The following is a 19,404-nucleotide window of genomic DNA, read 5'->3' on the forward strand; positions in this document are numbered from 1 at the left end:
CCCGCTTTGTACGGGCGGGGTTTGTGTTTATTTTTGGGAGAGAAAAAGAAGAATTTCTCGTCGAGGACTTGACCCGTTTTTTTTTGTTTCTTACAATGGAAAAAACAGGGAGTTTTTGGGCTGTTAAATTTAAGAGGCTTGTTGTTGGCGTTTTTAGAGCCGTATAATCGTTTTCCCGGACTGCCCTCCTTAAAAGTGTAGAAAGGGAAGGGGCGCGTTCAGCGCCCCTATATAATAAGAGGAAAAAATGAAATTAAATAAAAAGAAAAAAGCATTTACATTAACGGAACTCTTGGTGGTAGTAATTATCATTGGGGTATTGTCTGCTGTGGTACTTCCCAAATTTAATAAGATTTTGGAAACCCGCAAAACGACGGAAGCGGAAGAACTGATGGCGGCCGTACGCACGGAACAGGAAAAACGCTGTGCGTTGGATAAGGACTATTTAACAGAAGTTACAAAACTTACCGAAGTGTTGCCTACGGACACCACCAAAAATTTTACATATACGCTTACCTCTACGGGTATTAAAGCCTCGAGCAAAGGCAAATACGCTTACGAATTACAAATGCCGTCTTATGCGGACGGCCGCATTTGCTGTGAAAATGAAACGGAGTGTTTGAAATTAAATAAAGACTATCCGTTATGCAGTGAACTTTTAGCCAAAGCCGATTATGACGACGGAACTGCTTGTGCGGGAACGGTTGCCGCTCCGCCGCCCGTGTATGAATGTTCCGGCCCTTCCACGCAAACTTGCGGTTGCAACAATGCGGGTGTTCAAACGCGCACTTGCAATACTTCTACCGGGGAGTGGAGTGAATGGAGTGCTTGTGATGCCCCGGCTACGTGTACTTGTTCCGGCACCAAACCGGCCTATAGCCAAACTTGTAATATTGCGGTACTCAATTAAGAACCGTTTCTTGCGACACCAGTACCGGGGAATGGTCTGTTGGCAGTTGGGGAGCGTGTAGTGTGAAAGACTCCTCGTTTTGTAGCTGCACTCACCCGGTGGACTTAGGGCTTGGGGCCTTCCCGGATTACGGTAGTTGTTGTATCAATGGAGATATATACAGTTTAGCCGGAGTCAAAGTGGATATAGAACAACACAATAACGGCCTTTGCTGTAATTATAATTGTGACGGTGCCACAGTATATGAAGACGGTACCAGAGTGGGCTGTACCTGTATAACTGGCGGTAGCAGTTCCGGCGGTGGCAGTAGCAGTACCAGATGCCCGTCTCCTTCTTCCTTTGAGAAAGTTGCAGATTGCGGAGCTAGAACCTGTGCTGCTTTGCATTTCATTGCTTGTAGTGGAGAATGCTGTAATTGTTCAGTCAGCATATCGTCTGAAACAAGAGTATCTGATGACGGCGGTTGTCTTATCAAAGGTACTGTTTACTATCAATAGTTTGCGTAAATAGTTGTCGTTGTAAAAACCCCGCTCTGTGGAGCGGGGCTTTTGTTTGGTTACAGTACACGCTTAAATTTTGCTGTTGGGGGGGATATCTTCCGTAATCCATTTATTGGCCCCGATTACGCTATTTTCGCCAATGGTTACATTGCCAAGCACGGTAGATTCGGCATAGATAATTACATGGTCCCCCAGGTTAGGGTGTCGTTTGATGCCTTTAACGGGGTTTCCGTTTTCATCAAGCGGGAAACTTTTGGCTCCCAAAGTAACCCCTTGATAGAGTTTCACATGCGCGCCAATCACGCACGTTTCGCCGATAACCACACCCGTGCCGTGGTCAATAAAGAAAGACGGGCCGATTTGCGCTCCGGGGTGTATATCTATGCCTGTTAAACTGTGTGCATATTCCGTTACAATGCGCGGAATTAACTTGACGCCTTCTTTGTACAGGAAATGTGCCATGCGCTGATAGGCAATGGCCGTTACGCCCGGATAGCACAAAAGTGTTTCCGCAGGGGTAACGGCGGCCGGGTCTCCTTCGTAGGCGGCTTGCACATCGGTCATTAACAAGCGTTGGATAGAAGGCAAGATTTGAAAGAATTTTTCCGTAATTTCTTTGGCGCGCCGTTCGCAGGAGTGGCAGTCGGTCTTTTCTTCGCAGAAAAAGCAAAAGGAATTTTTGATTTCCTTTTCCAAACGAACCGCCAAAATTTCAAGAGGTGTAGCGCAAGAGGAATTGTTACAAACCAGCGGATATTGGTATAAGAAGTCTTTGAGCGCGGAAAAAATTTCCACCGTTTCTTTGGCGGACGGCAGATACTTGGCCCGTTCAAAAAAATTTTTATCAAAAGTATTTTTTAACTCTTTGGCAACGGTGGAAAATAAATCGCTCATATCCCGGTTCCTTACATTTTGAAATCTTCCCCTAAATAAAGGCGGCGGGCATTGGTGTCGTTAAGAAGGGTGTTTTGGTCTCCTTCTACCAAGATTTTACCGTCGTAGATAAGGTAGGCGCGTTCGGTAAGGGGCAAGGTTTCGCGTACATTATGGTCGGTAATCAGCACACCGAGGCCCTTATCTTTAAGTTTGAAAATCATTTGGCGCAAATCGGATACGGTAATCGGGTCAATCCCCACGAAAGGTTCATCTAACAAAATGATTTTGGGGTTGCTGATCATACAACGCGCAATTTCCATGCGGCGCTTTTCTCCGCCCGAAAGCGTCCAGGCTTTTTGCTTGGCCAGTTTGGTAAGGCCAAATTCGGTTAGCAGTTCGTCCACGCGGCGCTTCTGTTCTTTTTTATCGTCCAAAATGCGTTCCAACACGGCGAGCAAATTTTCTTCTACCGTAAGACCCTTAAAAATGGTCGGCTCTTGGGCCAAGTATCCAAGCCCGTGGCGGGCGCGTTCGTACATGGGCAGAGCGGTAACATCTTCGTCATCGATAAACACACGCCCCGTGGTGGGACGGATAAAACCTACCATCATGTAGAAAGAGGTGGTTTTTCCGGCTCCGTTAGGGCCCAGCAATCCTACGATTTCACCTGTTTTTACATGAATATCCACGCCTTTTACGACCATGCGGTCTTTGTATACTTTAACAATTTGTTCGCTGCGAAGTTGCATAATAAAAACCTCTAAAATTTGGAATTGATGTCCGCCTCGTTTAACTTCGGGGCTACCACCCACCCTTGCACTTTACCGTCCAACACGATTTTTTTACCTTCGTTGTCGGCAGATACTTGGTCGGCGATAATGGCAAAAGTGTTTTCTTCGTTTTTTCCGTAAGCCATGGGGCGGGCGCCGTAGGCATAAGAATAATTTTTATTTCCGTCATAGACGATAGTTTGCGCGTCTAAAGTGCGTAACCCGTCCGTTATTTTAGCGTCGCCTTCCAGTATGGCATAATTAACCGATTGCTTGAAGGTAACTTTTTGGGCCGTCAAAATTTCCTTCCCGGCAGGCGTAGGGCGTTCTACCCGTACATTTCCTTCCAGAGTAAAAATCTTTTGGGCTAAATCAAAGGTGGCTTTGTCCGTCCAGGCAGTTCCCGTTTGTTTCTTTTCGTCCGTGTAGATGAGTTTAATTTGTTTTTGCGCGGAAGATTTCAACTCGCCTTGTTGGGTTTTGTAGTTGTAACGGGCATAATGGGCGTATGCTTCATAGGAAGAACCTTGCGGATCATTTTGTTTCAGATAGACGTTTCCGCGTGCTGTAAAACGGTTTTTGGCGCGTTCGGAAAGGGCATAATCGGCGCGGAATTGATAGGTGCCGTTATCATACGAAACATTACCGGAAAATTCTTCCTGTTGTTTGTCTTTGTAAATAACCCACGAATCACTTTGCACAATTCCGCCCAACACGGCAGGCAGTTCGGTAGGGGCTTTCGATTTAAGCGTCTTTTTGGCTTCGGCAATTTTCGGCTTGACCGCCGGGGCGGGAATTTCCGGCCCTTGAACATGAACGGTTCTGCAACCGTTTAACGCGGTGCAAACCAAAGCCGTAAGAAGGATAATGAAGGTCTTTTTCATTTGCTTTTCCGTTGCAATTCCCGGGTTGATTGCGGAAGTTGGGTAGATTGTTTTTTCATTTCGATTTTAACAAGTTTGGAATCGGTTTCAATCCCTCCGCGTGCCGTGATTTTGGCTCCCCCGCGGGTGATAACCGTTTTCCCTTCCGACCAGACCCTATCCTTATCTATATCGTAAAAAAAGCGGTTGGCCGTAATTTTTACATCTTCCAAAAACGAATCAATTTGTGCGTTTCCCTCTACCGTTACCAATTTTTTAATATAGTCAAAAGTACCCGTTTTCCCGGTTACGCTTGCGCTATCCTTCCCGTCTTGTTTCAGCAGAAGTTGCGGGTTTTTGAGTGTGGCACTTTTAAGATCTGCAAAGTCCACCGTATCGGCCTGCAAAATCCATTGTTTTTGGTTGTCTTTTGATTCAAAAATAGACACACGGGTAGCCAGTTGCATATCGGAAGCATCGTTGGGGGAAATATCCCCGCTTCCGCCGCAAGCGGTTAAAAAAACAAAGGCAAGTAAGAGGGCAATGTTCTTTCTCATTTTTTATCCAATAACGCTAAAAATTCAATTAAATCTTTTTCGTCCACAATGCCCACCACTTTGCCCGATTTGTTCAGTACGGGCAAGTTATCTACATGGGTGGTGTGAATCATCTTGGCGGCTTCTATGGCGGGCATAGTGTCCAGCAAGTGATGCGGATTTTTTGTCATTACGTCCGTTATTTTTTTACCCAACACATCTTCGCCCGTTTGCAAGAGGCGGCGCAAATCACCGTCCGTAAAGTATCCGGCCAATTTACCTTGTTTGTTAACCACGCTGGTAGCACCTGCCCCGTCGGTTTTCGTCATCACAAAAAGAGCATCTTTTACGGTAGCCGTCAGCGGAACAACGGGGTTATTTTTTCCCGTACGCATGACATCTTTTACCTGTTGGGTAAGCAATTTCCCCAAAGAACCTCCGGGGTGGAAGGTAGCAAAATCACGCTTTTCAAAATTTTTCACTTTCATTAAGCACAGCGCCAACGCATCGCCTAACGCCAAAGTAGCAGTGGTAGAGGCGGTGGGGGCCAAATTGTACGGGCAGGCCTCGCGTTCAATATGAACGGGAATATGAATATCCGACATCAAAGCCAGTTTGCTTTTTTCGTGCCCCGTCATGGAAATAATGGTCAGTTTGCGGCGTTCCAAAGAGGGCAGAATTTTATTGATTTCTTCCGTCTGGCCGGAAAAGGACAAGGCCAAAATAATATCCCCGGGGGTAATCATACCCAAATCGCCGTGTAATGCTTCTACCGGGTGAACAAAAAAGGAAGGGGTGCCCGTAGAGGCCAAGGTCGCCGCTATTTTCCGTCCGATAAGCCCGCTCTTGCCGATTCCAAGAACCACTACGCGCCCTTTGCTTTTGGCGATTACTTTAACGGCTTGCAAAAAATTATCGTTGATACTTTTTTGGCTGAGTTCCAACGCTTTGTGTTCTACGGAGAGAACTTCTTTAGCCATTTTTTTGATAGCGGAATCAGAATAAGTTTTAATCATAATTTTTCCTTTATGCGGGGTTTTTTATCCACGGAGTTGCTTGCGCGGAAGGCTGTTTTGTTTGGTATGGGGCGGGGAGTTTGGCCGTCACATATAAGAAAACAAAGTACCCCGCCAAACACACCGCTAACAGCGCACCCAAAAACCGGGCGTGCCATTTAAGAGAGGGAATAAAGGCGGGGGTATAGGTCATTATTTGAATTTTTTTACTACTTGATCAATTAAGCAAAGTTCGCGAGCCATTTTTTCGGCCAGTTTCATATCCAGCGAATTGGGCCCGTCAGACAAAGCCGTATCCGGCGTGGGGTGTGCTTCAAAAAATACGCCTGCGATACCCAAGGCGGTAGCCGCTTTGGCCAAGATAGGGGCCATTTGGCGGTTGCCGCCGGTGCAAGAGCCCAAGGCTCCCGGTTTTTGTACGGAGTGGGTGGCATCAAAAATAACCGGATATCCAAATTCTTTCATGGTTTGCAGGGAACGCATATCCACTACTAAATCGCCATAACCGAAACTGGAACCGCGTTCGGTAAGAAGAATTTTTTTGTTTCCGCGCGATTCGATTTTTTTGATGACTTGTTCCATTGCGCCCGGAGCCAAAAATTGGCCTTTTTTCACATTGATGGCGCGGCCGGTATCGGCACAGGCAAGTACCAAATCGGTTTGGCGGCACAGGAAGGCCGGAATCTGCAAAATATCGGCTACCTGGGCAGCTTCTTCGGCTTGCCACGGTTCGTGTACATCTACCACCACGGGAAGCCCGGTCAACTTTTTGGCCTTAGCCAAAATGTCGAGCCCTTTGGTGAGCCCCGGCCCGCGGTACGCTTCCACCGAAGTGCGGTTGGCTTTATCGAAAGAAGCTTTTAAGATAAAAGGGTGTTTGGTTTTGGCAAGGATAGATTTTAATTTTTTTGCCGTCTCCAAATAATGTTTTTCGCTTTCAATAACGCACGTCCCCGCCATAAAAGAAAGGGGCCGGGTGTTGGAAATTTTATAACTGCCGATTTGAATAGTTTTTTGCATATACTTAATGATAGCAAATTTTACCCGTTTTCTATAGGAAAAAGAAAGTAAAAAAACTTGTAATTTGGCTCCGGGTGTTTTATACTATAAGTCAGGAGTTTATTTTAGGAGGAACTATGCAGAGAGGTTTTACCCTTATAGAATTATTGGTTGTTGTGCTGATTATCGGCATTTTATCTTCGATAGCATTGCCGCAATATACGCGTGCGGTAGAAAAATCCCGTGCGGCAGAAGCCATGTCCAACGGGAAGGCATTACTCGATTCCATGAATCGTTCCATCAATGAAATCCCCAAATTACAAGCGGGGGAAGTGAGTAACAAAAATTTGTTGGACATTCGCTTGAACAAAGGTTCTTGGAACGCTACGGGTACGGTCTTTACGAACAAAGATTTTTCTTACGATATTTCCAACCGGGACTATCTTAGAATTACGCGCCGCATTGATTCCAGCAATTCTTACGAGCTTATCCTTTACACTGTGCAGAGCAACCAGGACGGAATCCGCACCTGCAAAGGGGTAGGGAAAACCGGCATCGGTGTTTGTAAATCGTTAACCTCTGCCGGTTATAAGGTGATTTAGTTTTAGGAAAATAAAAAACCCCGGGTTTCGGCCCGGGGTTTTTTTCGGTAAAGTTATTTGTTTCCGGTACTGCCGAATCCGCCGTTTCCTCTGGCGGTATCCGTCAGTTCTTCGGCTTCTTCAAAGGCGGGATAGAGCGTGGGCAATACCACAAGTTGCGCTACTTTTTGGCCTTGTTCAAAAGTAAATTCCGTATCGTTGAGGTTATACATACACACAATCAGTTCTCCGCGGTACGGCGCGTCCACAAGCCCTGCCATGGCTTTGATGCCTTTGCTTTCCACGGAACTTTTCCCCCAAATAATGCCGGAAGTACTTTCCGGAAGTTCTACGGCAATTCCGGTATGCACATAAGTGATGGCACGGGGCGCCAGAACCGTGCGTTCCAAAGCGAACAAGTCCGCACCGGAATCGGTAGCGTGGGCGCGAAGGGGAAGTTTGGCGTGGGGGGCTAATTTTTTTACTTTCATGGTCAGGTTGCTCATAAGTTAATCCAATAATTTTTCAATTTGTTTCATCGCGTTTTGCGCGTAAGATTTGACTGTCGGGTTTCCCGTGCGGGCCAAGAGGCTCAATTGCGGGATAAGGCTTTTTAACAAACGAATATCAAAGGTGCGGTCGGTGGTGTAGTTAAATGCATCGTCGTTGGAAAGAACCCCGGCCATGTACGCAACGGCACGCAACGCATTGATACGGACATTTTCTTTGTCGCTGATAAGGCCTTGGCGTACATCTTCCACCGCGTTTCCGGTCATAAATCCAAGCGCTAACGCATAAGTGGCGGAAACGGGGGAATTATAATCTCTTTTTAATTCTTTGAAGACGGAATTTTGGGTAAAATCGCGGTTTTTAGCCAAAGCGGTTGCCAAGTGCGTTTGAACAGAGGCATCCTGTTCTGTTTTGGCCATTTTCAAAAGTTGTTTGGAGGCTTCTTCGCTATGCAAAGTGCCCAACCACGCAGCGGCCGCCGCACGGACGGAAGCATCTTCGTGTATGCAAGCCGTTTTGAGGTATTTTACCGCAGGCTTGGAAAACATATTGAGTGCGCGTTGGGCAAAAGCCGGGTCGTAGGCGTACAAGCGGACGATATCGTCCGCGTATGTTTCGTTTTGCGGGTTTAATAATGCCAGTGCACCTGCGGCATAGGAACGGAGGAGCATGTCCTGGCTTAATAAGGCATTTTCCAACACGGGCAGAAGTTCTTCATGCGCAGAACCCATGGCTGTAATAATGATAGCGGCAAAAGTTTGTTTAAGGCTATCCCCTTGGCGTAACACCAAAGAGAATAAAGCAGGTTCCTGAATTTTAGCAGGCGGATTTTTGACCAAACTGGCCCCGGCGGCAAAAACCACATCGGGCGTTTTAGAGGAGCGGAACAGTTGTAAAACTTGTCTGTTTTCGGCCTCGGTACGGTTATTTTTTTGCAAAAGAGGCAAGGCTTTTTGGAGTTCGCTTTGCGCCGTTAAAGAAGTGGCGCAAAAGAAAAACGCCAAGCACATTAAAATAAAATAATTCGTTTTCATACTAACATTATATCAATTATTTCGGGGAGTTTTAGGGATAAGAAACCCCGCCCGAACGGAGGGCGGGGAATAGGGGGATAAACAAAAAACTAGCGGGAGGAAAGGGCCTCGGCCAAGCGTTCGGGCGCGACGGAAGAACGCACGCGTTTATTTCTTTCTCCCGAATAAATTTTCAGTTCATCGTTTTCTTTCAGCACGACTACCTTGGTATTTCCCAAGGCCAGTAAAAAATGTAAATTGGAATTGGCTTTCATAATATAACTCCTAAATCTTTCTTACTTATACTTTATTGTTTTACAAGGCTTAAAACAAGGGTCTTTGGGCCTAGGTGGGGATAGGCCCTAGCCTGAAAAAGAGAGTTTTTTGTAAAATCGAAATATGAAAAAAATTATTTTATTTGCTTTATGTATTTTATGGAGCGGGTTTTTGTCCGCACAGGACAATACCGAACTGATGATTATTAACCCCGGACGGGAAACTTTTGCGCATTTCCCTTCCGCCACCCTTGGAAATAAATACAATTTAACCGTATTTCTGCCCGAACCGTTCGTGCCGCTGAAAGGGCGTTATCCTTTGGCGGTGGTGTTGGGCATCGGGGCGGAAGAAAGCGAAGCCGCCGAAACCTTTTTACAGACGGATAAAATGATTGTTGCCGGGGTTAATTTTACGGAAAAAGATTATAACGAACCGGAAAAAATCGTACGGTTTGTATCCAAAGAGTTACTACCTTACCTGGAGACCAATTATCCCGTTTTGCCCGGTGAAAAAAACCGCGTTATTGTTGCCAAGGGAAAAGGCGGCGCCCGCGTAGCGTTACTGCTGGCAGGTATCCCCAAAACCTTCGGTGCAACGGCGTTGCTTTCGCCCGGTGATGCCTTGCGTGCGTTTGTGCTTCCCGCGCGCGGGCTTACACGCATTTTGGCGGCAGGCACACAGGCAGAACTGGCCGCCACCCAACAAGCATTAGAAGAAAACGGTTGGGAATACGGCCCCGATTTTGCTTTGTTGCAAAATACAAAAAATAACATTTGGGACTTGTTAAAAAAAGATTATTTATTAGCCGCCAAAGAGGATCTTGCCTTGGTTTCTTTGAAAGGCAAATTAGCCGCTTCCGCCCTCTCTTTATCGGGCAGGGAATCGGTGGGGCTGAAAGTAACGGCCCGCTTAAAAAATGCAACCGCCTTTGACTATGTGCCTTCCTCTCTTCGCATGAGCCCGCCTTTCTTGGTTTGGAATCCCTCTTTGGGGGCTCTTTCTGCTCTGCCCGGAGCCGAAACGGGAAGTGTAAAAATTCACTTTGTGCGGGAAAATGTGAACTTTTCTGTAAAATTAAGGCTTAAAAAATAACATAAAATGCACAAAAATGCGTTTTTATGCAAAAAAAATACAACTTGTCAACAGTTTTTTTTAGATTTGTGAAAAACGGCTCCGAAAAGCAAACTATTAAAAAGCCCGACGGAGAAACGGGATAAAAATCGGTTGACCCCCTATAGAAAAGCCAAGTTATCCACAGAAAAACGAAGTTATCCACAGGCCTTGTTAAAAAACGGGGTAAAAATAAAAAATGAAAATTTTTTTTGGGGATAACTCTAGGGAGAAATAGGGGTTATCCACAGTTTATCCACAGTATGTGGACAACTTATAAATTGCAAAATTTTTACGCGTATGCGCGCGGTTTTGCTATAATTTTGACAGGAGGATTTTTACCATGAAATTGAAAACTTTTTGTTTATTTGTTTGCTCTGTTGCCCTTTTTGCCTGCTCCTCTGCACAAAAAGAGGAAGATATCCCTACACCCACCAAACGGGACCCGATTATTGAAGAACAGGCCAAAAAGAACGAACGCCTGTATAACCAAAGCGAAGCCCGCATGGCCAAAACCTTGGAACTTCCCGCCATTACTTACGAATTTGATTCCGTCCGTCCGCCGGACTATGCCTACCCTTTCTTGGATAAAGTAGCCAATGTGATGAACGAACATCCTTCTTTGCACCTCATTGTGGAAGGCCACACCGATGTGCTCGGTACGGAAGAATACAACTATTGGTTGGGGGCTTCCCGCGCGGCGGCGATGAAATCTTACTTAGTAAGCCGCGGGGTAAATGCGGAGCGTATCCGTATCCACTCCCACGGGAAGGACAGACCGCTTACTTTGGATAACTCCAGCGAAGGGCGCCGCACCAACCGTCGGGTAGAGTTTACTTTTACTAAACGCAGTTGGAACGCCATTTATTAAGTAATCATTTCTATAAAAAAATCCTCGGGTAGATTACCCGAGGATTTTTTGTTTTTTTGGAGCCGTAAAAAAAGAGGGTTTCTCGCCCAAGGCTTGACCCGTTTTTTTTTTTCTTACAATGTACCTAATCGGCAGGCAGGAAGAATTGTAGTATTATTTGTTTGCCGAAAACTTATTTATAAGAGGTTTTGTATGAAAAAGGGTTTTACTTTGATAGAACTTTTAGTCGTGGTGTTAATCATCGGTATCTTGTCCGCAGTGGCACTTCCGCAGTACGAAAAAGCGGTTTGGAAAAGCCGTGCTTCCACGATGCTTCCCAACGTAAAGGCCCTGGCCACCGCGCAAGAAATATATTACTTGGCAAACGGAAAATATGCTACAACCTTTGGTGAATTAGACCTTTCCTTTGATAGTCTACCGGATAAAAACCCTGGAGAATTAAGTGGTTATTTGTCAGTGGCTTCATCAGATGCCGTACGTGCCAATAAAGATTATAAATTGGTAGTGAATATTGCGGGAAAAGTGGTTGCCAGCACAGCGATGTTTCTCCGCGGGCCTTATAAAGGTGCTGGCCTGCTTATACTTTTGGTTCCTGCTGATGTTTCCTCCTTACAGAAAGGGGAATTGTATTGTTTTGAGCATACTGACGTTGGTTTTTGTAAACCCTTTTATGGAGCAAGTAAAATTGGAAAAATTAACCATATAGATTATTATAAAATGCCTTAAATTTACTAAATAAAAAACCCCGATTAGTCGGGGTTTTTTTGTGGGTTTTTTTACAAAATCATCATACTGTCGCCAAACGAGTAAAAGCGGTACTTTTTTTCTACCGCTTGCAGGTAGGCCTCGTAGATAAAGTCCTCCCCGGCAAAAGCACTTGTCATGCACAGGGGGGTGGAATCGGGGAAGTGAAAGTTGGTAATCAGGCAATCTATCCCTTTGAATTGATAGCCGGGGTAAATAAACAAGTCCGTCCATTTTTTACCAGCACTTGTATGTCCGTTTTCATCTGTAAAACTTTCAATGGTGCGCGTGCTGGTTGTTCCGCAGGAAAATACGCGTTTACCCGCTTTACGCGTAGCGTTTAACAGTTCTGCCGTTTCGGGCGAAATTTCGCCCAGTTCGGCTAACATTTTGTGTTCTTCGGGTTCTCCGCGAAGGGGCTTAAAAGTACCCCAACCTACATGCAAAGTAATGTAACAGATATTTACACCTTTCTCTTTTAATTTTTGCAATAGTTCCGGCGTAAAATGAAAGCCAGCCGTGGGGGCGGCAATAGAACCTTGGTGCTTGGCAAAAACGGTTTGGTAGCGTTCCTTATCGGTTTCTATGCTGGCCGTCATACCATTGTGTTTACGGGCTTTTTCAATGTATTGCGGTAACGGCATCAGGCCGTGTTTATCGCAAAAGGGCAAAATATCATCTTGGTTAAATTCCAAAATGGCTTCGTTATTTTCGGTTTTTCCCAAAGTGCGGGCGGTTAGGCCGTCTCCAAAATCTAAGGTGATATTTTCTTTATAGTCGCGCGTAAGAACGGCCCATGTGCGGCTGTTGACAGTAGGGCGTACCAAAAGTACTTCCACCTTTCCGCCGGTAGGTTTATGGGCAAACAGTTTGGCAGGGAATACTTTGGTGTTGTTTATCACCAAGGTATCGCCCGGGTTAAAGTATTCGTGGATATCCCTAAAAGTGCGGTGTTCAATGGTGTGCGCTTGGCGGTTTAACACCATTTGGCGCGAACTATCCCGCGGGGTGGCAGGTTGTTTGGCGATAAGGGGATCTAAATCTAATTCTTTGAAGCGTTCAAAAGCCATAAGTCCTCTATTTCAATTCGGTGATCGTAGCACCGGGATAATAATTTTTCAAAATTTGTTTGTACGTTTTTCCATTTTTGGCCATGCCGTGGGCGCCGTCCTGACACATACCTACGCCGTGCCCGTATCCTTTGCCCTCAAACGCCACATTTTTTGCGGTAACGGAGAGTTTGGTGATTTTGCAACTGCGGATACCCGTAGCCAGGCGAAAGTTTCCGCACGGCACGGTTTTGGAGCCTTTGGAGGTTCGAATCGTTAAGTTAGTGGCGCGCCCCGTAGCGGTTTTGCGGGCAATTTTAATACTCTTTAGCGTGCCCGTAAGGCCGACCTTTTTGGCATAGGCAAGAACTTTGGCATGGGAGACGTTCATTTTCCATGAATAACTTTTGGAGTGGGAATCGGTTTTGCAGGACGCTCCCGACAACGGTTTAATGGAAGTGGAGGACGGACTCCAACTTTTTACATCGTCCGTTCCGCCGCCGCAGTTGGCGTGGTAGTAGGTGTGAAAGAGTTTATTGCTATAGGTAAGCACTTGTCCGCGGGTTTGGTCTACTGCTTTTTTGACGGATTCGTACTGCTTGCCGCCGCCTTTGTACATTTGGCTGCGCACATCACTATATACATCAAAATTTTTCCGCTTCACATTTTCCAAGGTTTTAAGCGTATAAGTGCGGGCGGCTACGGCTTGGGCTTTGAGGGCTTCCAAATGCCAGGAGTAACTCATTTCGTAGGGGAGTACACCGTACAAATAAGTTTCCAGCGGTGCGTGTTCCACCAAGTGAAAAGAATTTCCCGCCGGAATAATAACGATTTTCCCCGAATAGATGTTTTTGTTCCAAGTCAGTAAAGTTCCTTGGGCGGGTTCCAAAATAATGGGTTGGGTGGCTTGCAGAGTGCCCAGTTGAATTTTATTTTTATTAAGCGCCTTTACCATTAAAGTTCCGGGGGCGGAAACTTTGTATTTTTTGTCTAAATTTTGCGTATAAATATACACACGGCCCGAGTGTTTTATTTCTGCCGTTTTTTGGGAGTCCGCCAGTAATACACGCACGATTTTATCCGCGGGGCGTTTTTTAGCGGAAGGATCTTGGGCGGGAGGGACGGTTAAATCTCCCGTAACGGTAGGCGGCGGTAAAGCGGAGTCTTCCGCGTCCGCCAATACGGACGGAGTTTGCAAAGGGGCTACTTGCCCTTGCGTGTTTTGCAACGCGCGTTTTTGGGAAGGGGCCGCACATGCCGCGCACAACACGGCGGATAAACAAAAAATAACAACGGAGCGGAAGGTATTTTTCATGAATTAAAAAAGAAGTTCCGTTTGAAGTTTGCGCCCTAAATGTTCGTAGGCTTTGCGCGTGGCTACACGGCCCCGCGGAGTGCGGGCAATAAACCCGGCTTTGATGAGGAACGGTTCTATTACATCAGTTAAAGTATCCACCGATTCCGAAACGGCAATCGCCAAGTTTTCTACCCCAACCGGGCCTCCCGAAAAGCGGTCAATCAACGCTTCCAAAATGCGCTTGTCAACGCTGTCTAACCCTTCGCAGTCAATGTCCAAAGAGTCCATGGCCATTTGGGCAATCTCGTAGGTAATGATGCCTTTTCCTTTCACTTGTGCAAAGTCGCGCGCGCGGCGCAACAAGCGGTTGGCAATACGCGGGGTTCCGCGGGAGCGTTTGGCCAGTTCGGTTAAGCCTTCGCGGTCGGCTTCAATACCTAAAAGTCCTGCGGAGCGTTCCAAAATATCGGTGATTTCGGGGACTTCGTAAAAACCTAAATTAAACACAATGCCGAAGCGGTCACGCAGAGGGCCCGTAAGCAACCCCGAACGCGTGGTGGCCCCTACCAAAGTAAAACGAGGAACGGCGAGTTTAAGCGTAGTAGAGCCGGCGCCTTTACCGGTATTGATAAAGAAAGTAAAATCTTCCATAGCCGGGTAAAGGGCTTCTTCCACGGCGGGGTTAAGGCGGTGAATTTCGTCGATAAAAAGGATATCCCCTTCGGCGAGTTCGGTGGTAAGCATGGCGGCCAAATCGCCGGGGCGGGCCAGTACCGGGCCGGAAGTTACCTTAATGTTTACACCCATTTCGTGGGCTAAAATATTGGCCAGCGTAGTTTTACCCAGGCCGGGCGGTGCGTAAAAGAGGCAGTGATCCAAGGCTTCTTTGCGCGACTTAGCCGCATCAATAAAAATACGCAGATTATCTTTTAATTTTTCCTGACCGACAAACTCTTTTAAGGTAGCCGGGCGAAGAGCCGCTTCCATGCCTGCGGATTCTTCGGGGAGTTGGGTAACATCTAAAATTTCGTTTTGGTTGCTCATTTCTTTAACACCCGCAGGGCCTCTTTAATAATGTTTTCAATTTTATCGTTTGGATTGATGCCTTCGGTTTGGAGTTTTTCCATCGCTCTGCGCGCTTCGGCCGCAGAATACCCCAGCGCACCCAAAGCTTCCATCACTCCGCTAAGATAGGGGGATTCGTCCAATACTTTAATTTTGCTTTCCCCTTGAACGGTAATAGCGTCCATTTTATCTTTCAGGGAGTTGATTAGTTTTTCGGCCGTTTTGGCGGTGAAACCAAAAATGCCCGTTAAAATTTTGGGATCTCTTTTTATAATTGCGTTATGAAAATCGGCCACCGAACGCAAGGCTTTGTTCAAAAATTCCATTGCTTTTTTGGGGCCTGTGTTGGGAATAGCCGTCTTGAAAAGATACCAAAGGTCTTTATCTTCTTTGGTTAAAAAACCGTACAAAACCGTTCCGTCGTAGGGGGAAATGGACTCCGCTACATAAAAAGCGGCTTCGGTGCCGGCAGTCAGTTCCAGCGCAGAGGAGTGGGCCAAGTTTACTTCGTAGCCGACCCCGCCGCACAAGATAATGGCGCCGTCTTCTTTTACTTCTAAAATTTCACCTTTCAAATACGCAATCATATTCTCATTTTACCATATTGGCACGGGAAAAAACGGGCCGTATCCTTTTTGATTTGTAAACAGGAACCAAACAAAAAATACCCCCGATTTTTCGGGGGCGTAAGCGGGTTCTTAAAAATATAAATCGCGTTTACCGGATTTAATGGTTTTTAAGTTTTCCTCAATCAGTTTGCGAATCGGTGTTCCTTCTGCAAACGCTTCTTTGGCGGTACTTTCGATAAGCGCGTACCCCTTGGCTTTTAGGTCGGCAGGGGCAAAGTCTTCCAAGTACTCGGCAAAGGTAAACATGGCATTAGGCAAACAGTGGGTTTTAATGAGGCCGGGTTTGGCCAAATCCATAAAATCTTTTCCCACGCGGCCTAACCGGTAACAACCGGTGCAGAAAGACGGCATATGTTTGGCATCTACCACCGCACTGATGACTTCGGCTAAACTGCGGTCGTCCGTGAGGGTAAACTGGCTGCCGTTATCTTTATCGTACGAATATCCACCGGGATTTACGCGGGAAGCCGCGGAAATTTGCGATACGCCCAACTCCAAGCAGGCATTACGCATGGCAGGAGATTCGCGCGTACTTAAAATGATACCGGTGTACGGCACAGCCAAGCGCAAAACGGCAACGCATTTTTTGAAATCGTTATCGGTTAACTCATCATTGGGATGTTGGCTGAATTCCGACCCTTCCGCCGGTTCAATGCGCGGAATGGAAATGGTGTGCGGCCCTACGCCGTAGGTTTTGTCCAAATACCACGAGTGTTCGAGTGTCGCCAAGATTTCGTATTTGTGGTCGTAGAGCCCCAACAACGGGCCGATGCCCACATCGTGGATACCGGCTTTCAAGGCGCGGTCCATTGCATCTAAGCGGAATTGGTAATCTTTTTTGGCTCCTTCCAAGTGCAGTTGTTCGTATGTTTCTTTGTGGTAAGTTTCTTGGAACAACTGGTAGGTGCCGATGTTGCATTTTTTTAATTCTTCAAATTCGGGTTCTGTTAACGGGGCAATGTTCACATTTACGCGGCGGATATTTTGTCCGTTCCAACGGGTATCGTAAATGGTTTTAATGCTGTCGTACACATACTGAAGCCCTCCGCCGGGGTAGGCTTCACCCGCCACCATCAACACGCGCTTATGACCTTGCTGTAAAAGGGCGGTAATTTCCTGGCGGATTTCCTCTTGCGAACTGGCGTGGCGTTTTAGGTGTGTGTTCGACTTGCGAAAAGCACAGTAGATGCACTCGTTGGTGCAAATATTGGAAATGTAAAGCGGTGCGAACAAAACAATGCGGTTTCCGTAAATAGCTTCTTTTACATATTTAGCCGTATCAAACAAATCGTTTAATAGTTTTTCGTCGGTTAGATTTAACAGGACGGCGGCTTCTTCCAAAGAAATTCCTTTTAATTCTTTGGCTTTGGTTAAAATGGAGGAAACTTCCGAGTCCGAGTGGGACTTGGCCTTCTCTAAAATTCGTTGTAATTTATCGTTATCAATAATCATATCTATATGATAGCACTTTTAGAGCGAGAAAACCGCCCATAAAAAAGGGCCCCGAGGAATCGGGGCCCTTTGTTTTTATTTAATAATTTCTTTTACAATTTGATAAGGAGCCGGTTTTTTGCTTCCCAGTTTAACGGCTGTTTTGAATAAGGCGGTGCCTTCTTCCAGGCGTTTCTTGTCGGAGGCATATAAGGTGGCAATAACTTCTCCTTTTTTAACACTTTCTCCGGCTTTCTTTTCCAACCAAATGCCGGCCCCGTAGTCGATTTTATCTTCCATGGTGTTGCGGCCGGCACCTAACAATACGGCAGCCACTCCGGCGGTTTTGGCATCGATGTGTTGCACATATCCCGCTTTCGGTGCACAAAACTTGTAAGACAGTTTTGCATTTTTGAGATGTTTGGTCGGGTGGTCGGCCACATCCGGGTTGGCTCCTTGCCATTTGAGCATCTGGCGGAATTTTTCCAACGCGTTTCCGTTTTCGATTTGTTCTTCAAAGAAGGCTCGCGCTTTTTTGGCGTCTTTTGCTTTTCCGCTCAGCAAAAGCATTTGTACGGCTTCTTGCATGAGAAGTTCATAGAAGTCCGGTGCGAGTGTTTTATTGCCTTTTAATATTTCAATGGTTTGGTAAATTTCGTTTGCATTTCCGATGGCACGGCCCAAAGGCTGATCCATATAAGTAATCATGGCACGGCATTTAAGGCCCAGGAGTTTGGCGGTGGTAACTAAGGCTTTGGCCAGTTTGCGGCTGTCTTCCAGTTTTTGCATAAATGCGCCGGAACCGTATTTAACATCCATTAGTAAACTGCCGACACCTTCCGCGTATTTTTTGGAAAGGATACTGGCTACGATAAGCGGACGGCTTTCCACGGTGCCGGTAGCATCGCGCAAAGCGTAGAGTTTTTTATCGGCGGGGGCCAAATCTTTGGTTTGGCCGAACATACACAAACCCGTTTTTTCTACTTGTTTATAAACATCTTTTACGGGAACGGAAACAGTAAAGTTTTTCATGGCTTCTAATTTATCAAGCGTTCCGCCCGTATGCCCCAATCCTCTGCCGGACATCATGGGCACTGCCACTTCCGCACAGGCCACTAACGGGGCAAGCGCTACGGAAATACCGTCACCCACACCGCCGGTGGAGTGTTTGTCCGTTTTGGGGAATTTAATATGTTTGAAATCTAAACGCCCGCCGGAAAGGGCCATGGCTTTGGTGAAAGCGGCGGTTTCTTTGTCGGAAAGCGGGTTTAAGAAACACGCCATTAAGAAAGCTGAAAGTTGATAGTCCGGCACGGTGCCTTTAGCCGCGCCGTTGGCGACAAAATTAAATTCCTCCTGTGTAAGCGTTTTACCGTTTCTTTTTTTGATGATAACATCAATCATTCTCATAAAGTACGCCTCCTTAAGTTAGAACCGTCTGCTGCCTGGAACTCTAGAATAGCATTTTCCCGCAAAAAAGAGAAGGGGGGTTTTCTAATTATTTTTTTAATGAAGAATTTTTTTATCCTCAACTTAATTATTGCTATGATATATTTATGACGAATACCATTTTAAGTGCATTACTGCTCAGTTTTTTTGCCGGGGCGGCCACAGCCGTCGGCGGAGCGTTAGCTTTTTTTATTAAAAAGAAGAATTTATCCGCCCTTTCCATGGGCCTTGGTTTTTCGGCCGGGGTGATGATTTATGTTTCTTTTATGGAAATTTTCCCGCAGGCAACGCAAACCCTGCAAGGATTATACGGTGAAAAACCCGGTGCTTGGTGGGGGGTGGGAATCTTCTTCGGCGGGATAGTGATTGCGTGGCTGATTGATACGTTGTTGCCTTCTCACCATGTGGAAGAACATACCTTGGATAAATCTTCCAAGTTAAAACATTTGGGTTTATTTACGGCGTTGGCACTTGCAATTCACAACTTTCCCGAAGGCTTGGCTACTTTTATGGCCAGTATGAAAGATGCCACATTGGGGGTATCTATTGCGGTAGCGGTGGCTATTCACAACATCCCCGAAGGGGTGGCTGTTTCCTTGCCGATTTATCATGCAACGGGATCTCGCAAGAAAGCATTTTTTTATAGTGCTCTTTCGGGATTGGCCGAACCTTTGGGAGCCTTGGCGGGCTTTCTTTTACTGCGCTCCATTTTGCACGATGCCGCGTTTGGTGTGATGTTTGCTCTTATTGCGGGCATTATGGTGTATATCTCTTTAGACGAGTTGTTACCTACTGCCCACGAATACGGCGAAGGGCATAAAGTGATTTGGGGCGTTGTCGGCGGAATGTTTGTGATGGCGGTTTCGCTACTTATTTTTTGAAATAAATATAATGACTAAAAACCCCGCT

At 46.2% G+C, this 19,404-nt stretch carries 20 protein-coding genes and 1 pseudogene; 6 read left to right on the top strand and 15 right to left on the bottom strand.

The annotated features are described in order from the left end of the window. Nucleotides 1–247 precede the first annotated feature (247 nt). Nucleotides 248–910, top strand: coding sequence for a type II secretion system protein (locus tag E7027_06120; protein ID MBE6421680.1), 663 nt, complete (start codon nt 248–250; stop codon nt 908–910). A 569-nt stretch (nt 911–1,479) separates the two neighbouring features. On the opposite strand, the gene E7027_06125 is transcribed toward E7027_06120, so the two are convergent. From E7027_06125 to E7027_06155, 7 genes are read right to left on the bottom strand one after another with little or no spacing between them, the layout of a single operon-like run. Next, nucleotides 1,480–2,304 (bottom strand): serine acetyltransferase, encoded by an 825-nt coding sequence (locus tag E7027_06125; protein MBE6421681.1) that lies wholly within the window; start codon nt 2,302–2,304, stop codon nt 1,480–1,482. Nucleotides 2,305–2,315: 11 nt separating this feature from the next. Beyond that, on the bottom strand, nt 2,316–3,035 hold the full coding sequence (gene lptB, locus E7027_06130) for an LPS export ABC transporter ATP-binding protein (protein ID MBE6421682.1): 720 nt from the start codon (nt 3,033–3,035) through the stop codon (nt 2,316–2,318). Between the two features lie 11 nt (nt 3,036–3,046). After that, nucleotides 3,047–3,940: a hypothetical protein gene (locus tag E7027_06135; protein MBE6421683.1), complete on the bottom strand. Its 894-nt coding sequence runs from the start codon at nt 3,938–3,940 to the stop codon at nt 3,047–3,049. Further along, nucleotides 3,937–4,476 (bottom strand): LPS export ABC transporter periplasmic protein LptC, encoded by a 540-nt coding sequence (lptC, locus tag E7027_06140; protein ID MBE6421684.1) that lies wholly within the window; start codon nt 4,474–4,476, stop codon nt 3,937–3,939. Before lptC ends, E7027_06135 begins: the two co-directional genes overlap by 4 nt. Beyond that, nucleotides 4,473–5,471, bottom strand: coding sequence for a KpsF/GutQ family sugar-phosphate isomerase (locus E7027_06145; GenBank protein ID MBE6421685.1), 999 nt, complete (start codon nt 5,469–5,471; stop codon nt 4,473–4,475). Before E7027_06145 ends, lptC begins: the two co-directional genes overlap by 4 nt. A gap of 10 nt (nt 5,472–5,481) precedes the next feature. Beyond that, nucleotides 5,482–5,664, bottom strand: coding sequence for a hypothetical protein (locus E7027_06150; GenBank protein MBE6421686.1), 183 nt, complete (start codon nt 5,662–5,664; stop codon nt 5,482–5,484). Next, complete coding sequence (locus E7027_06155; protein MBE6421687.1) at nt 5,664–6,491, bottom strand: 3-deoxy-8-phosphooctulonate synthase; 828 nt, start codon at nt 6,489–6,491, stop codon at nt 5,664–5,666. The genes E7027_06150 and E7027_06155 overlap by 1 nt, the downstream gene beginning before the upstream one ends. Nucleotides 6,492–6,607: 116 nt before the next feature. Between E7027_06155 and E7027_06160 the strand changes: the two are divergent. After that, a pseudogene (locus E7027_06160) lies at nt 6,608–6,715 on the top strand (prepilin-type N-terminal cleavage/methylation domain-containing protein). Nucleotides 6,716–7,125: 410 nt separating this feature from the next. Here E7027_06160 and E7027_06165 read toward each other — a convergent pair. Both E7027_06165 and E7027_06170 read right to left on the bottom strand, forming a co-directional pair. Beyond that, nucleotides 7,126–7,557, bottom strand: a complete 432-nt coding sequence (locus E7027_06165) for a dUTP diphosphatase (GenBank protein ID MBE6421688.1) — start codon at nt 7,555–7,557, stop codon at nt 7,126–7,128. Between the two features lie 3 nt (nt 7,558–7,560). After that, complete coding sequence (locus E7027_06170) at nt 7,561–8,595, bottom strand: hypothetical protein (GenBank protein MBE6421689.1); 1,035 nt, start codon at nt 8,593–8,595, stop codon at nt 7,561–7,563. A gap of 378 nt (nt 8,596–8,973) precedes the next feature. On the opposite strand from E7027_06170, the gene E7027_06175 reads away from it, so the two are divergent. The 3 genes from E7027_06175 (at nt 8,974) to E7027_06185 (ending at nt 11,557) form a co-directional block, all read left to right on the top strand. Next, a complete protein-coding gene (locus E7027_06175) occupies nt 8,974–9,942 on the top strand; it encodes a hypothetical protein (protein ID MBE6421690.1) in 969 nt (322 codons plus the stop codon). 361 nt (nt 9,943–10,303) lie between these two features. Further along, nucleotides 10,304–10,831, top strand: coding sequence for an OmpA family protein (locus E7027_06180; protein MBE6421691.1), 528 nt, complete (start codon nt 10,304–10,306; stop codon nt 10,829–10,831). A 192-nt stretch (nt 10,832–11,023) separates the two neighbouring features. Next, nucleotides 11,024–11,557 (top strand): prepilin-type N-terminal cleavage/methylation domain-containing protein, encoded by a 534-nt coding sequence (locus E7027_06185; GenBank protein MBE6421692.1) that lies wholly within the window; start codon nt 11,024–11,026, stop codon nt 11,555–11,557. A 50-nt stretch (nt 11,558–11,607) separates the two neighbouring features. Here the strand turns inward: E7027_06185 and queA are convergent, their stop codons facing one another. The 6 genes from queA to E7027_06215 all read right to left on the bottom strand — a co-directional run bounded on the left by queA (nt 11,608) and on the right by E7027_06215 (nt 18,456). Then, entirely contained in the window at nt 11,608–12,645 is a 1,038-nt protein-coding gene (gene queA / locus E7027_06190) for a tRNA preQ1(34) S-adenosylmethionine ribosyltransferase-isomerase QueA (protein ID MBE6421693.1), read from the bottom strand. Nucleotides 12,646–12,652: 7 nt separating this feature from the next. After that, entirely contained in the window at nt 12,653–13,939 is a 1,287-nt protein-coding gene (locus E7027_06195; GenBank protein ID MBE6421694.1) for a SpoIID/LytB domain-containing protein, read from the bottom strand. 3 nt (nt 13,940–13,942) lie between these two features. Beyond that, nucleotides 13,943–14,965 (bottom strand): Holliday junction branch migration DNA helicase RuvB, encoded by a 1,023-nt coding sequence (gene ruvB / locus E7027_06200; GenBank protein ID MBE6421695.1) that lies wholly within the window; start codon nt 14,963–14,965, stop codon nt 13,943–13,945. Continuing rightward, nucleotides 14,962–15,573 carry a hypothetical protein gene (locus E7027_06205; protein ID MBE6421696.1) on the bottom strand — a complete coding sequence of 204 codons (612 nt, stop codon included), beginning with the start codon at nt 15,571–15,573 and terminating at the stop codon, nt 14,962–14,964. The genes ruvB and E7027_06205 overlap by 4 nt, the downstream gene beginning before the upstream one ends. A 111-nt stretch (nt 15,574–15,684) precedes the next feature. After that, complete coding sequence (gene hydG / locus E7027_06210) at nt 15,685–17,067, bottom strand: [FeFe] hydrogenase H-cluster radical SAM maturase HydG (protein MBE6421697.1); 1,383 nt, start codon at nt 17,065–17,067, stop codon at nt 15,685–15,687. Between the two features lie 75 nt (nt 17,068–17,142). Next, entirely contained in the window at nt 17,143–18,456 is a 1,314-nt protein-coding gene (locus E7027_06215) for a thymidine phosphorylase (protein MBE6421698.1), read from the bottom strand. Nucleotides 18,457–18,602: 146 nt separating this feature from the next. Between E7027_06215 and zupT the strand changes: the two genes are divergently transcribed. Beyond that, the gene (gene zupT, locus E7027_06220) at nt 18,603–19,376 is read left to right on the top strand and encodes a zinc transporter ZupT (GenBank protein ID MBE6421699.1); all 774 of its coding nucleotides are present in this window, start codon (nt 18,603–18,605) and stop codon (nt 19,374–19,376) included. The last annotated feature ends 28 nt before the right edge of the window (nt 19,377–19,404 follow it).

Source organism: Elusimicrobium sp. (assembly GCA_015062115.1).
Classification (GTDB): domain Bacteria; phylum Elusimicrobiota; class Elusimicrobia; order Elusimicrobiales; family Elusimicrobiaceae; genus Avelusimicrobium.